The sequence below is a fragment of the Exiguobacterium sp. KKBO11 genome (genome assembly GCF_001644945.1).
Classification (GTDB): Bacteria; Bacillota; Bacilli; order Exiguobacteriales; family Exiguobacteriaceae; genus Exiguobacterium_A; species Exiguobacterium_A abrahamii.
In genome coordinates, this window is record NZ_LUCU01000033.1 from 64,484 (window position 1) to 78,992 (window position 14,509).

Below are 14,509 nucleotides of genomic sequence, written 5' to 3' on the forward strand. Positions count from 1 at the left end.
TCCTTAATCCTTATGAATGCGGACGGTCACATTCATACCAGGTCGAATGTCGAGTGATTTTTCTTGCGAGAGTGATACTTTAACTGGAATGACTTGTGCGACTTTCGTGTAGTTCGCGTTTCCGTTTGAAGAAGGCATCATTGAGAACGTGGAAGCCGTCGTCATACCGATTTGCTCGACTTCACCAGAAAGTGTCGTGTCCGGATAGCTGTCGACATAGACATCCACTGTTTGTCCGACTTTGATTTCATCGATTTCTGTTTCTTCGATGTTCGCTGTGACCCAAAGGTCGTTTAAGTCAAAACCATAGGCGAGAGGTGTACCTGCTGCGACGAAGCCGTTCTTTGTCGCCATCGACTGAACGATCGTTGCTTTTGAGGGCATTGAAACCGAGAGGTCCGTCGGTTTTTGTCCGGCTTGTGCCGTCATGACGTGTCCGACTGTTGCTCCACTGGCGAGTGATTCGCCTGTTTTCGCAGACCAGTCTGTTAATTTACCAGCGCTTGGGCTCGCAACCGTTATCATCTTACCGTCGATTTTCGCATTGTCTGTTTTGACATAGCTCGTTGCTTGATCGTAATAGTAGTATCCGACAACACCACCACCGATTAAAACGATGAGTGTCACGATATTGATGATCAATAATTTTTTCATACTCATGGGTGTGTTAGCATCCTTTCTTGTGTACAATCGATTCAAAAAAAGTACTCCTCTGGGGGGAGGAGTAATTAATATAGTTAATTATATGGATCATTAGCTAACAAACAACCGACAATTTCCGACAAAATGTTGGAAAAATAGATGATAACGGATTCATTAATGAAAAGAGGATGGAAAAGGAGTGAAATATGGATGAATGAGAGCCGTGATCCCCGACCAAAACGGTCACGTGACCGTATTACAATGGAATTATTTCGTTTATTGAAGACGCACAGCTTCTCGAGTATTACTGTCAAAATGCTGACGGATGGAGCCGGTGTGAACCGTTCGACCTTCTACGCACACTATACGGATAAGTATGATTTGCTCGACCAAATCGTTGAGGAGCAAATGAAGGCACTTGAACAAGCAATTCGGATCACGGGTACAGGAACTGTCTTTCCGACAGTCGAGCAGGTGAGTCGCTATTTTGCTCGTTTGTTCATTCATATCGAAGAAAATGAATTATTCTATCAAACGATGCTCGTTCAAGGACCGATCAAAACGTTCATCTCCCGTTTTCTCGATACATTGAAAGATAACTATCGTCTTGTGTTTCGACCGCAAATCACAGAAGAAGCTACGTTCGTCGATCGGGACTTATTATTGAACTATGTCATTGGTGGACAGTTGGGATTGTTGATTTCTTGGTTACGAAACGGTCGACCGTATTCATCAGAGTATATGGCAGAACAATTAAGTCGGATGATCGTCTTTGGAACGGTTGAGAGTATCGGTTTTCCTAAAGAGACGGAATGAGGACGTAAAAAAGACACTTCCCTGCGGAAGTGTCCAATCAGTTTAAGCCTGTCGGAATGCGAGTTCTTTCGTATAGATCGTACTCCGATTCCGTCCACTTTCTTTTGAATAATACAACGCTTTATCTGCCTGTTGTAATGCTTCAAGTGACGTATGCGAACCACTGGAATGTGAAATCCCAAGTGAGATCGTAATTTGTAGATCAGGTACATCTGCTGTCGGGAACAGGTTACGTGCGACCGTCAGCCGAGCTAGTTCTGCTATTTTTTGCGCTTCTTTCGCCGAAGTACTTGGTAAGATGATTAAAAATTCTTCACCACCGTACCGTCCGACGAGGTCGTCTGGACGCGTCAAGGAAGCGAGAGTCATGCCGAGTTGGCGTAACACATCATCGCCCGCATCATGACCATATGTATCATTGACATGCTTAAAGAAATCGATATCGATGAGCACAAGTGAATAGCCTTGATCGGTCGAACCGACAAGCGATAGCGAGTCATCCAGACGACGGCGATTGGCGAGCCCTGTCAAAGCATCCGTCATGGCGAGTTTCTGCTGATACTGGATGTTTTCGAAGTGACGGCGTAATTCCGTCAGTAATCGAAAGGCAACAAAGCCAGCTAATAAATTAAAGAAGACGTACGCAATCGAGATTTTAAAGAATGTCGACCAGCTGTGCGTCAAGATGTAGATGGCGGGTAACGAATAGAGAATACCGACCAACACCATAAGTTGAAAATGACGCATCGAGACATGGACGAATCGACGAATGATCCCAATCGTCGTGATGAATAAGACGATGATCAGCGTAGATAAATAAAATCCTTCCATTTGATCAACTGGTGTTAAAAAGTAACGTGTCCCGATGATCATTGCTCCTGCAACGATGGCGCTTGGGAAACCACCGAACAGCATGGCGATCGCGACGGGAACGATACGTAAATCAACACGGGCGACATCGATTTGGATCCCATTGAACATTAATAAGACCGCAATCAGACCAGAGACTGCTCCGAGTATAAGTCGAATGCTCCATTTGGAGTTCAATGAAATACGCGGTTGATTCCGAAACGGTAAGAACAAGAGAGTAATCGTTGTGAACAGTAGACAAAAGTTAATGATGAATTGATTCATGATGGACAACAAATCCTCCCAACTCCCCCAGCTAACAGATTTCCATATATATACTTCCAGTATACTCAAGTAGATAACGGTTAGACAGAGGGAAATCTTTAGACCAAAATAGAAAAAACGGTAGAAAATCTACCGTTTTTAAGAAGATGAAGTAAGGGTATCCTCATCCATCGTCTGTAAAATTTTATCAAAGACATGAACCATCGTTTCGAGCTCTTCTTCCGTCAATGTACCGAAGCGGTCTTGTAAATAGTTTTTCCGGACGATTTCGAGATCCCGAAATGCACGTTCCCCGTCCTCCGTCAAAGCGAGTACGATTGAACGACGATCTTCCGTCGAACGTGTCCGTGTGACATATCCTTGTTTATACAGCTTATCCGTCAAAGCAGTGACTTGACTCGTCGCGAGCTCAAATTGTTCCGCAAGAAGCGTCGGGCGCTGAGGACCATTTTCTGAAAGGCTTCGTAAGATGAAAAACTCACTCCGGGTCGCCGTTCCTTCAAATAGCCGGTTAAGTTCACGTCGCAGGGTACGAAGAATGACACGCATTTGTTCCTCGAGTCGATAAGTTAGCAAATCACGTTCCTGTGGCATGCAAGCAGCATCCTTTCTCTCAGTGGACTTCTACCATTTAGTGTACTAAACATATCGGATTTTTACCATCGACTACCCCAGATTCGAAAAAGGCAATTGACAATTTTGTGGCGTTTTGTGTAATATGGCGTAGTAATAACTAACTTAATTCAGTTCTCACTCAACCAGTGGGATGGAGGTTGCAGTTCTTAAGAGTACGGTTACGGATGTCGTCAAGCGACAGATGAGGTGACCTGAAAGGAAGAATTGCCGAAATCAATCATCGCTTTGAAGATGATCGATTGGGATTAGATCAAATAGGTCTAATACTGTCACAAGTCGGGTATCACCTACTTGTGGAGAGCTATCTTTCACGACGGTAGAATGAGGCGCATCCATTTTATTATGTTGCGTTCTCATCTTCCATCTGGAAGATGAGGGCGCTTTTTGTTTTTTCATTCAAAAAGTGTCCTCTCAAAAATTTATTAAAGAGAGAAGCGAACGAAATGAACAATCTAGATGTGAAACAAACAACAGATTCGACAGCAGAAGGATTAAAACGTGGATTACAAGCCCGTCATATGTCAATGATCGCCATCGGTGGAGCGATCGGAACAGGACTCTTCATTGCGTCCGGTGCTTCCGTCGCAGCAGCAGGACCAGGTGGGGCGCTCCTATCGTATGCAATCGTTGGTCTGATGGTCTACTTCCTCATGACAAGTCTTGGTGAAATGGCAGCGTATATGCCGGTCGCTGGATCCTTCTCGACCTATGGAACGAAATTCGTCGATCCATCATTCGGCTTTGCGCTCGGCTGGAACTACTGGTACAACTGGGCAGTCACGATCGCAGTCGAGCTCGTCGCAGCACAAATCGTCATGACATATTGGTTCCCGGATGTTCCTGGATTTTATTTCAGTGCCTTGTTCCTCTTACTCATGATTGGCTTGAACTACTTCTCCGTTAAGGGATTCGGGGAAGCGGAGTATTGGTTTGCGATGATTAAAGTCGTTACCGTCATCGTCTTCTTAGTCGTCGGTGTTGCGATGATTTTTGGTGTCTTTACATCAGAGCCACCGGTTGGCTTTAAAAACTTTGCACTTGGCGATGCACCGTTCGTCGGTGGGATTCCTGCCGTCATCGGTATCATTCTCGTTGCCGGATTCAGTTTTCAAGGTACAGAACTGGTCGGGATTGCCGCGGGTGAGTCGGAAGATCCGAAAAAGAATGTTCCAAAAGCAGTCAAACAAGTCTTCTGGCGCATCTTGCTTTTCTACGTCTTCGCGATTTTCGTCATCGGAATGCTCATTCCGTATACGAGTCCGAACTTGGTTTCCAATGACATTACGGACGTAGCGGTTAGTCCGTTTACGCTTGTCTTTGAAAAAGCGGGTCTTGCCTTCTCAGCAGCACTCATGAACGCCGTCATCTTGACGTCTGTTCTATCTGCCGGAAACTCAGGTATGTATGCTTCGACTCGGATGCTTTATACGCTTGCTCGCCAAGGGGATGCACCGAAGTTGTTCGCGAAAGTATCGAAAAACGGTGTACCGCGTAACGCTTTGCTCGCAACAGGAGCAATCGGTGCACTCTGTTTCTTGACGTCGATGTTTGGTGGACAAGTCTACTTGTGGTTACTCAATGCTTCGGGGATGACAGGCTTCATCGCATGGCTCGGGATTGCAATCAGTCACTATCGTTTCCGTAAAGGATTCCTTGCACAAGGTCACTCGTTGAAAGACTTACCATATGTTGCACCAGCGTTCCCGTTTGGTCCGCTGTTCGCATTCGGTCTTTGTTTCCTCGTCATCGTTGGTCAAAACTACGCAGCATTCCTTGCGGATCAAATCGATTGGGTCGGAATTGCCGCAACGTATGTTGGTATTCCATTATTCCTTGCCTTCTGGTTAGGACATAAATTCAAAAATCGAACGTCGATCGTTCGTTATGACGAGATGGACTTCCCGGAACATCCACGTCAATCATAATGTGTGAACCACCTTCTATAAATGAAGGTGATTGAGATTGAAGACAAAGTGCAATTTTTCTCTGATGAGTCTGATGAGAAAGATTGCGCTTTTTTGTTCGTTTCGAATCGTTTTTCCAGGGACAAGCATCGCTTCGCTGCAGGGTCGCTCTTGCTTGTTATTCCCTAGGAAGCGATTTCGAGTGAACAAAACGCTTCTCTGATTCTCCTGACGGTATAAAAAAGAATGACACGTTACACGCCACTCCTACAGGAAAAAGCGCAATTTTGCGCTTTCAGAGACAAACAAGACCCGTTTTCCTGCTCGACTGGAGCGGGAAAACTGGCTTGTGTCTCGTATGAGGAAAGGGCGTGAAAAGACGCGTCATTCTTTTTTTGAGTCAGTCCATTTTCTGCAATCGGAACCACCTTCTATAAATGAAGGAGGTTTTTTATTCCCTTAAATGAAAACGTTCTCTAAAATATAGTTTTGAAAAAGTATAAAAAAGGAATCAATGAATAAGTATTCAAAAATAGAAATATGAATAAAGAATAGGGGGAGACGCATGACTACATCTGAATTATTTTTCACATTAGGTTCTGCAGCGTTTTTCATGTTGCTCGTTGCTTACATATCCTACCGATTGACGCGTGGGAAAACACAAGGCGTCGATGAATACTTCTTAGCGGGACGAGGGCTAAGTGGCGTTTTCATTGCCGGATCGCTACTGCTGACGAATTTGTCGGCAGAACAGTTGATTGGACTAAATGGACAATCCTTCATGGGAAACATGTCGAGTATGGCGTGGGAAGTCACGGCGGGATTTGCTGCCATCATCATGGCGATTTATCTACTCCCGAAGTTTCTCGGGCTTGGTATCTCGACGTTACCAGAATACTTAAGTCACCGGTATGATGAGACGGTTCGCCGGATGACAGTCTTACTCTTTTTACTCGGATATATGTGCGTCACGATTCCTTCGATGCTTTATTCGGGTGGGATTGCTGTCTTGCAGCTATTCGATGTTCCGGAACTATTTGGTCTTAGTTATACGCAATCCCTTTGGTTAGTCGTCTGGGTCGTCGGGATCATCGGAGCAATTTATGCGATTTTTGGAGGACTACGTGCGGTGGCTGTCTCGGATACCTTGAACGGGATCGGGCTCGTCTTCGTTGGATTCCTAGTTCCGGTACTCGGCTTTATCACACTGGGTGATGGGAATTTACTTCAAGGGATGAAGACGATTGCGACTGTGCAACCGGAGAAGCTGAACGCAATCGGAAGCTCAACCGATGCCGTTCCGTTCTTCTCGATTTTCACGGGTATCCTATTTGCGAACTTATTTTATTGGTCACTCAATCAATATGTCATTCAACGTGTGCTCGGGGCAAAAGATTTGAAGGAAGGACAGAAGGGCGTCCTCATGACAGGATTCTTAAAGTTATTAGTTCCAATCTTCATGCTGATTCCTGGGATCATTGCCTATCACTTGTATGGGAACACACTAACAAGCGGTGATTTATCATATCCTCGACTCATTACGGAGTTACTGCCGGTCTCGCTGATGGGATTTTTCTTGGCTGTCTTACTCGGAGCCGTCTTCAGTTCGTTTAACTCGTTGCTAAACAGTATTGCAACACTTTTCGTCCTCGATATCTATCAGCCGGTGTTTGCGAAAGAGGCGAGTGATGAACATTTGATTCGTGTCAGTAAATGGTTCGGAACGATCGTTGCTTTAATCTCTTTCGTCATCGCACCATTCTTGATGTACGCGCCGGACGGCTTATGGAGTTTGATCCGGCAATTCACAGGTTTTTTCAACATTCCGATTCTCGTCATCGTATTAATGGGGATTTTCATGAAACGAATTCCGGCAATTGCGGCGAAAATCGTCATCGTCTTTCACGTGTTCGCGTATTACTTATTCGTCTTCGGTTTCAAACAACTGCTCGGCTGGGATCATGGCATTAGCTATATTCATGGGTACGGTATTCTACTCGTGATTGAAGTGCTGTTCATGGTATTCATGGGATATCGTTATCCGGTCGTCCAGTCAAGAAAGGTCAATCGACGACAGTCTGTCGAGCTCACTCCATGGAAGTTCGCGATTCCGGTCTCAATCTTATTATGCACATCCATCATTTGGGCGTACGTTCTGTTTTCAAAAATCGGACTGGCTTCGACAGCAGGCATCGTATCGATTTGGTTCTGGCCGGTTACGTTAGGACTTGTCATGGCAACGATCGTATTATGGCGTGTGTCGCTAAACGCTTGGGAAGCGAAGTACCGGACCTATCTCGAAGAAGAGTACCGTCAAGCAGAATAATCCTCTCGCAGAAGACATGACATATCGGGTAAGATGAAAGAAAAACAGGAGGCGATCTTCGTGAATTACTGGTACCACTTCAAGCGTGCCTTCTTACCGATCGCATTATTGCTTGTGACGCTTGCCTTGTACCAAATGATTTATCGTTTGAATAACATCTGGTATTCGCTCGGAGGACTTCTTCTTGTCTTTGCGGCGATTTACTTCGTCATGCGTCGTCTAAAAGCGAATCCAGAGGATTGAATGAGCAGGAAAGTTGAGTCCATTCTCTGAACGCGGTAAAATAGACACATACAGAGGAGGGGAAGATAGATGGCAAAAGCAATATTTGCAGGTGGTTGTTTCTGGTGCATGGTCAAGCCATTCCATAAATATGATGGGGTAGAGCAGGTCATTTCAGGATATACCGGTGGTCATACAGAGAACCCGACTTATAAAGAGGTCTGTTCGGAAACGACAGGTCACTTGGAGGCGGTTGAAGTCACGTACGATCCGTCCGTCATTACGTACGAAGAATTACTCGAGATCTTCTGGCGTCAAATTGACCCGACAGATGGTGGAGGTCAATTCAATGACCGTGGTGAATCGTACCAACCGGCCATCTTTTATGTCGATGAAGCACAGCGTGAAGCAGCTGAACGTTCGAAAGCAGCGCTTGACGCATCAGGACGCTTCTCGCGTCCGGTCGCGGTAGAGATTCGTCCAGAAAAGCCGTTTTGGCCAGCCGAAGAATATCACCAAGATTATTATAAAAAGAATCCGTTCCGTTATCAGATGTATAGTGTCGGCTCAGGTCGCGCGAAATTCATCAAGGAAGCGTGGAAGGACCAAGGTAAGGAAAAAGAACTGAAAGAGCGTCTGACACCAATTCAGTATAAAGTCACACAAGAGAACGGGACAGAACCCGCTTTCCGTAACGAATACTGGGATGAAGAACGTCCAGGACTGTACGTCGATATCGTCGATGGTACACCACTCTTCACATCGAAAGATAAATTCCAGTCAAACTGTGGTTGGCCGAGTTTCGCTAAACCGATCTCAGAAGACAAGATGGAAGTCGAACTCGATACGAGTCACGGGATGACGCGGACGGAAGTGCGTTCTGCGAATGCGGATAGTCACCTCGGTCATATCTTCGATGATGGTCCGACAGAACTTGGTGGTCTTCGCTATTGTATCAACTCAGCAGCATTACGATTTATTCCGCTTGAAGAGCTTGATTCGGCAGGATATGGGGAATATAAAAAACATTTCGAGTAACACGTAAGGAGCAGTCAAACGATTTCGTTTTGACTGCTCTTTTTTCAAATGGAAGGGAGAGAATCGAATGTTTCGACCCGTATATGAAGAGATTCGACAAATGACGATTGCGAAGGTGCTTGATTTCTACGATCACGAAATCCGTCAGCTCGATGAGCAAGCACGTCAGGAAAAGTACGACAAGATGAGCTTGAGTCCGTTTCGCTTTTTCCGTGGGAGTTCGCATCTGTTTTATTATGACGTGACGCGAATCCCCCTTGGTTTTGATACGCCTCGCGATAAACCGACCTGGATTCAGGGAGATCTTCATTTTGAGAATTTCGGTGTCCATGGCAATGCGAAGGGAGAGATCATCTACGACGTCAATGACTTTGATGAAGGATACTTAGGATCTTATTTATATGATTTGATTCGCATGGCGGTCTCCGTCCGGTTATTCGCTGAAGAGGCAGGATACGACCCGACTCCTGCGATTCGTAATTATGTCCTTGAATACTTACACGATTTAAAAAAGTACGCTCTTGGAAAAGATCCGAGTGATGTTTGTTTTACGCGAGAAAATACAAAAGGACCAATCAAAAAGTTGATCAAAAAAGCAGAAAAGAAACGTGAGGAATTAATGGGAGAGCGGACGGAACTGGTGGATGGCGTGAGACGTTTTTGTACATTACCAGATATGGCAGCGATAGATGATCCGACGCGAATGGCGATTGAGTCTGCTTGGTCCTCCTATATCGAAACGATTGATGCCGAGGATCGTCGTGACGAATCGTTCTATACGATTAAGGATATCGTTCGTAAGCTAGACAGTGGAACGGCATCGATTGGTCTTGAGCGCTATTACCTCCTAATTGAGGGGGAGGGAGGGGAAGAGGATTTGATTCTAGAGATGAAACAAGCTCAGACTTCTGTCCCTTCGTTGTTCCTTCCCGTCTATCGTCCAGAAGCAGAAACAGTTCATCAAGGACGCCGGATCATCACGTCCCAAAAAGCGATGCAGGCACATGAGGATCCATATCTTGGCTACCTGACGATTGGGAAAAAGGAATATTATGTACGTGAGCGCTCGCCATATAAGAAAAAACTAAAAGCAAAGCATATCAAAAGTCAGGAAGACCTTGAGAACGTGTTGTGTATTCAAGGTCAAATTACCGCGAAAATCCATGCGCGGGCGGATCAGGACGCCGGGATTAAAGAAAAAATTTTGACACATCATGCGGATGTTGAAATCATCCAAGCCATCGGTGTTTCGGACACTGCTTTTTTAGAGCAAATCGAGCGTTGGTCAGAAGCCTACGTGACACGAACAAAGCTGGATTACCAAGTGTTTTTGGAGTGGGTGAAGACCCGAAAAACAAATTAAAAACCTAACAAACTGAGACTTGTCAGATGGATGTGTAACATGTGTTACACATCCATCTTTTTTGTACGGATTTTTTTGTTTAACGAATGAAAGCGTTCAACAAAATAGAAATAGGTATAATGACCTATATCTATTTATCAGAAAACTTCGTAAATTTTTGATTAAGTTCTTACGGACGACTCGCTCTGTAGGACGAATCATAACAGGTACAGGGGGAAATACATCATGAGTTTGACGCGGAAAAAAGATGTTTCCGCTATGATTGCTGCAAGTAAACGAAACAGTGGACTTGCTCGAAATCTTGGCGCGATGGATTTAACGTTTTTAGGAATTGGCGCCATCATCGGAACCGGAATCTTCGTTTTGACGGGAACAGGAGCATTGACTGCAGGACCAGGACTTATCGTATCATTCATTCTATCTGCCATCGCCTGTGGTCTAGCTGCTCTTGCTTACGCTGAATTCGCATCAACGATTCCGGTCAGTGGATCCGTCTATACGTACACGTATGCAACGATGGGAGAGATCTTCGCTTGGATCATCGGTTGGAACTTGATCCTCGAATATGGACTCGCCTCCAGTGCCGTTGCAGCCGGTTGGTCTGGGTACTTTCAGTCCTTACTCGCAGGATTCAACATCCATGTGCCAACGGTCTTATCAGCAGCTCCTGGAGCAGTCGAAGGAGCCAAGACATACTTCAACCTTCCAGCGTTCTTAATCCTCTTTGCCATTACGGCATTGTTGTCGATGGGAATCAAGGAAACGAAACGTGTCAACAACATCATGGTCGTCATTAAACTAGCGGTCGTCGTATTGTTCATCGTCGTCGGTGTCGGTTATGTCGAACCAACGAACTGGGCACCGTTCACACCATTTGGTTGGGGAGGCGTCTTCTCGGGTGCCGCGATCGTCTTCTTCGCGTACATCGGCTTTGATGCCGTCACATCAGCAGCTGAAGAAGTCCGCGATCCGCAAAAGAACTTGCCGCGCGGTATCATCGGTTCACTTGCTGTTTGTACAGTCCTTTACGTCATCGTTGCAGCTATCATGACAGGAATCGTACCGTATCAACAGTTCGAAGGAATCGATCACCCAGTCTCACTTGCGATTCAAATGGCAGGTCAAAACTGGGTTGCTGGATTCATCGATCTTGGTGCAATTCTCGGAATCACAACAGTCATTCTCGTCATGACATACGGAATGGTGCGTCTCGCGTTCGCCATCTCGCGTGATGGAATGTTCCCGAAAGTATTTTCTGAAGTGCATCCGAAGTACCAAACACCATTCAAGGCGACTTGGATGATCGGACTCGGTAGCTCACTCGTCGCTGGATTCGTTCCACTCGATGTCATCGCGAACCTCGTCAACATGGGTACACTGGCAGCCTTCGTCTTGATTTCTGTCGCTGTCTTGATTCTTCGTAAGACACAGCCAGATCTTCCGCGTGCTTTCAAATGTCCGGGTATGCCATACGTGCCAATCGCAGCAATCGCTGCATGTCTTTTCTTGATGTTCAACTTGAAACTCGAGACATGGATTGCTTTTGGAATCTGGCTTGCTATCGGTTTAGTTCTTTACTTTACGTTTGCACGTAAGAGTTCGAATTTACACCCAGGCAACATGCCAGCAGCGGAACTCGCTGCTTCGAAAGAAGAACAGTAACACACAAGAAGACCCGATCGCCTGAAGGCGATCGGGTCTTTTGATGTTAGGAAAGTGGAACAGGTCCTTTGACGCGGACCGCATCAAATTCACGACGAATACTTTCATTGGCTCTCGCTTCATCTTCTGCCGACCAGCCGAGTTCGCTACGCATCAAGGCGAGAACACCATCTGCGTACTGTTCAGCGTGAGGGAAATCAAAGAAGACGGCCGAAGCACGACGGTTCAAGAAGTCGCCAGGTTGCATGACGAGCTCAGCTTCTAATCCATATAGAAGGGCGCCGAACCAGTGTAACGGTAATTGATAACGAGCGGCTTCGTCACCACGTGTCCGAATCAACTCGTAGACACGTTCGACGTTCGTACCGTAACGTTGGATGAGCCATGTCGCCTCATTCGGTGACAATCCGAGTGCTTCTCCTTTGGGTTGTTGTTCCTTCAAGTAGCGGGCAAATCCTTTACTTCCTTGTGGATGACCACCACCAAGCAAGATATCGTGCGTACGGGAAGCGAGGTAAATCCGATTTTCTTCTGTCTTGAATTGGTCTGCGACCATATCGATGATGCGTTCTGCCATCTTCCGGTACCCGGTCAACTTCCCACCAGCAATTGACATCAGCCCGGATTTCGAGACGAAGATCTCATCTTTTCGGGACAGTTCACTTGGGTCCTTTCCATCTTCATGAATGAGTGGACGCAATCCGGACCATGTCGATTCGACGTGTTCAGGTCGTAACTCGACGTTGAACATTTGATTTGTCGCCTCTAGGATATAGTCCTGATCCTCAACGGTGACACCCGGTTCAAGAATATCTCCTTTATAGTTCGTGTCAGTCGTTCCGACATAGGTTTTCCCTTCGCGTGGAATCGCAAAGATCATCCGACCATCTGGAACGTCGAAATAAACAGCCTGTTGGAGTGGGAAATGCGCTTGATCGATGACGAGATGAATCCCTTTCGTCAGGTGGAGCGATTTTCCAGCTTTCGAACCATCTTTTTCACGTAATTCGTCGACCCACGGACCGGTTGCATTGATGATTTTCTTCGCCCGAATCGTATACGTTTTGTCACTTAAGACGTCACGGACTTCGACACCGACAACTTTTCCATTGTGGTAGACGAGCGATTCAGCCTTCGTATAGTTGACGGCACGTCCACCGTAACCAACGGCTGCCTTTAAGACTTCGACTGTCAATCGGGCATCATCCGTTTTATATTCGACATAACGACCACCACCGACTAAGTGTTCCGAACGTAATAGTGGCTCGTAACGTAATGTTTCTTCTTTACTGAGCATCGTCCGGCGTTCATGGCGTTTGACGCCTGCGAGCTGGTCATAGACGCGTAAGCCGATCGATGTCGAGAAGCTGCCGAACGTTCCGCCTTCGACGAGTGGAAGCATCATCCACTCCGGCGTCGTCACGTGTGGGGCGTTCTCATACACGATGGCACGTTCTTTTCCGACTTCGGCAACCAGTTTGATTTCGAACTGCTTCAGATAACGCAATCCACCATGGACGAGTTTCGTCGATCGGCTCGATGTCCCTTCGGCGAAGTCCTGCATCTCAATCAATCCTGTCCGCATGCCTCGACTTTGTGCGTCAAGCAAAATACCGGCTCCCGTGATACCGCCCCCGATGACGAGCACGTCTAAAAGTTCTTGTCCCATTTCTTCTAACCAAGCTGTCCGTTCCGTACTTGAAAACATCTTGTCTTCCCCCTGTTCGTCTGAATGGATAGTTAGTCTACTTCTATCCATGTACCCGATTTTGCACTTTTTTGAGCACGATCAATGATTTTCATGACGAGTTCAGCCTGTTTCGGAGAGACAGGTGGGGTTGTTCGCTGTCGAATGGCTGGGGCGAGGTCTGTATAATAATCCCCAAATTGCCCGGAGACAAAAGGAAAGTCTTCAAGGGGACCGTTTGCTTCAGCCAATTGATACGTCGCGCGTTTCGTATCGACTTCATCGACGAAATAGCTAGCCTTTGTCCCATGTACCATTAGCGAAGGACCAACAGCCGGAACGATGGAACCGATGTGTAAAATAGCGCGTCGTGTACCGAATGCTAAAATCAGATGTGTATAGTCATCAACGATCCCACCTTGCCGTTGAATCGTTTGGTCACAAAAGACGCGATCCGGAATTTCATCGAAGGCGACGAGTGCTTGATCGATCAAGTGTGATCCAAGATCGTACAAGAGACCAGCACCGGGTACGTCCTGTTCGCGCCAACGATTTTCAACGTCTGGGCGATAGCGATCATAATGCGCTTCAAACGTTTGGAGGGTGCCGAGACGTCCGGATTCGAGTAAGGTCATCAGCGTTCGAAAGTCCTTCGTATACCGACGATTATGATAAACTGTCAGTAACCGATCGTGTACACGTGCTAGTTCTGTCAACGTTTCGGCTTCTTCGAGCGTGACAGTGAACGGTTTCTCGACGAGTACATCACAGCCCGATAGCAAAGCGAGGCGCGCAAGTGGATAATGTAGCTCATTTGCTGTTGCGATAACGACTAAATCGATCTGTTCTTTAGCGAGTAGGGCTTCAAGTGTCAAATAAACAGGTAGCGTCGCGTCATAAGCAGCGACGGCTTCCGGACGACTCGACTGAACAGCGACTAACTGATAATCAGGTGCGTGTAAATAAGGAGCATGTAAATGTTCACCGGCAATACCAAAACCAACTAAAGCGGTACGAATCATGGAAAACACATCCTTTTCAAGTTCATACCCTCAATCTACCATAAGGAGGAATACAAG

At 46.3% G+C, this 14,509-nt stretch carries 12 protein-coding genes and 1 riboswitch; of the genes, 7 read left to right on the forward strand and 5 right to left on the reverse strand.

The features are described 5' to 3' along the window. Nucleotides 1-3: 3 nt before the first annotated feature. Nucleotides 4-660 (reverse strand): HlyD family secretion protein, encoded by a 657-nt coding sequence (locus AYO36_RS11390; protein ID WP_035399222.1) that lies wholly within the window; start codon nucleotides 658-660, stop codon nucleotides 4-6. A 192-nt stretch (nucleotides 661-852) separates the two neighbouring features. Here AYO36_RS11390 and AYO36_RS11395 point away from each other — a divergent pair, with 192 nt between their 5' ends. Continuing rightward, nucleotides 853-1,458 (forward strand): TetR/AcrR family transcriptional regulator, encoded by a 606-nt coding sequence (locus tag AYO36_RS11395; protein WP_050677328.1) that lies wholly within the window; start codon nucleotides 853-855, stop codon nucleotides 1,456-1,458. 42 nt (nucleotides 1,459-1,500) lie between these two features. On the opposite strand, the gene AYO36_RS11400 is transcribed toward AYO36_RS11395, so the two are convergent. Together AYO36_RS11400 and AYO36_RS11405 are read right to left on the reverse strand one after the other, a co-directional pair. Further along, nucleotides 1,501-2,592: a diguanylate cyclase gene (locus tag AYO36_RS11400; RefSeq protein WP_231884709.1), complete on the reverse strand. Its 1,092-nt coding sequence runs from the start codon at nucleotides 2,590-2,592 to the stop codon at nucleotides 1,501-1,503. Between the two features lie 138 nt (nucleotides 2,593-2,730). Beyond that, nucleotides 2,731-3,186, reverse strand: coding sequence for a MarR family winged helix-turn-helix transcriptional regulator (locus AYO36_RS11405; protein WP_058265451.1), 456 nt, complete (start codon nucleotides 3,184-3,186; stop codon nucleotides 2,731-2,733). A gap of 165 nt (nucleotides 3,187-3,351) precedes the next feature. Continuing rightward, a riboswitch (Lysine riboswitch) is annotated at nucleotides 3,352-3,540 on the forward strand. 131 nt (nucleotides 3,541-3,671) lie between these two features. Here AYO36_RS11405 and AYO36_RS11410 point away from each other — a divergent pair. From AYO36_RS11410 to bcaP, 6 genes are all read left to right on the forward strand, one after another. Next, nucleotides 3,672-5,153 carry an amino acid permease gene (locus AYO36_RS11410; RefSeq protein ID WP_055969897.1) on the forward strand — a complete coding sequence of 494 codons (1,482 nt, stop codon included), beginning with the start codon at nucleotides 3,672-3,674 and terminating at the stop codon, nucleotides 5,151-5,153. 544 nt (nucleotides 5,154-5,697) lie between these two features. Continuing rightward, nucleotides 5,698-7,458, forward strand: coding sequence for a solute:sodium symporter family transporter (locus AYO36_RS11415; RefSeq protein WP_064300482.1), 1,761 nt, complete (start codon nucleotides 5,698-5,700; stop codon nucleotides 7,456-7,458). Nucleotides 7,459-7,518: 60 nt separating this feature from the next. Next, a complete protein-coding gene (locus tag AYO36_RS11420) occupies nucleotides 7,519-7,701 on the forward strand; it encodes a hypothetical protein (RefSeq protein WP_035399267.1) in 183 nt (60 codons plus the stop codon). Between the two features lie 69 nt (nucleotides 7,702-7,770). Beyond that, a complete protein-coding gene (gene msrA / locus AYO36_RS11425) occupies nucleotides 7,771-8,718 on the forward strand; it encodes a peptide-methionine (S)-S-oxide reductase MsrA (RefSeq protein WP_064300483.1) in 948 nt (315 codons plus the stop codon). A 67-nt stretch (nucleotides 8,719-8,785) separates the two neighbouring features. Continuing rightward, nucleotides 8,786-10,081: a DUF2252 domain-containing protein gene (locus AYO36_RS11430; RefSeq protein ID WP_064300484.1), complete on the forward strand. Its 1,296-nt coding sequence runs from the start codon at nucleotides 8,786-8,788 to the stop codon at nucleotides 10,079-10,081. Nucleotides 10,082-10,306: 225 nt separating this feature from the next. Then, the gene (gene bcaP, locus AYO36_RS11435) at nucleotides 10,307-11,743 is read left to right on the forward strand and encodes a branched-chain amino acid transporter BcaP (protein ID WP_064300485.1); all 1,437 of its coding nucleotides are present in this window, start codon (nucleotides 10,307-10,309) and stop codon (nucleotides 11,741-11,743) included. A 46-nt stretch (nucleotides 11,744-11,789) separates the two neighbouring features. Here the strand turns inward: bcaP and AYO36_RS11440 are convergent, their stop codons facing one another. Both AYO36_RS11440 and AYO36_RS11445 read right to left on the reverse strand, forming a co-directional pair. Beyond that, nucleotides 11,790-13,451 carry a glycerol-3-phosphate dehydrogenase/oxidase gene (locus tag AYO36_RS11440; RefSeq protein WP_064300486.1) on the reverse strand — a complete coding sequence of 554 codons (1,662 nt, stop codon included), beginning with the start codon at nucleotides 13,449-13,451 and terminating at the stop codon, nucleotides 11,790-11,792. A gap of 32 nt (nucleotides 13,452-13,483) precedes the next feature. Further along, nucleotides 13,484-14,452 (reverse strand): Gfo/Idh/MocA family oxidoreductase, encoded by a 969-nt coding sequence (locus tag AYO36_RS11445; protein WP_064300487.1) that lies wholly within the window; start codon nucleotides 14,450-14,452, stop codon nucleotides 13,484-13,486. Nucleotides 14,453-14,509: the final 57 nt, after the last annotated feature.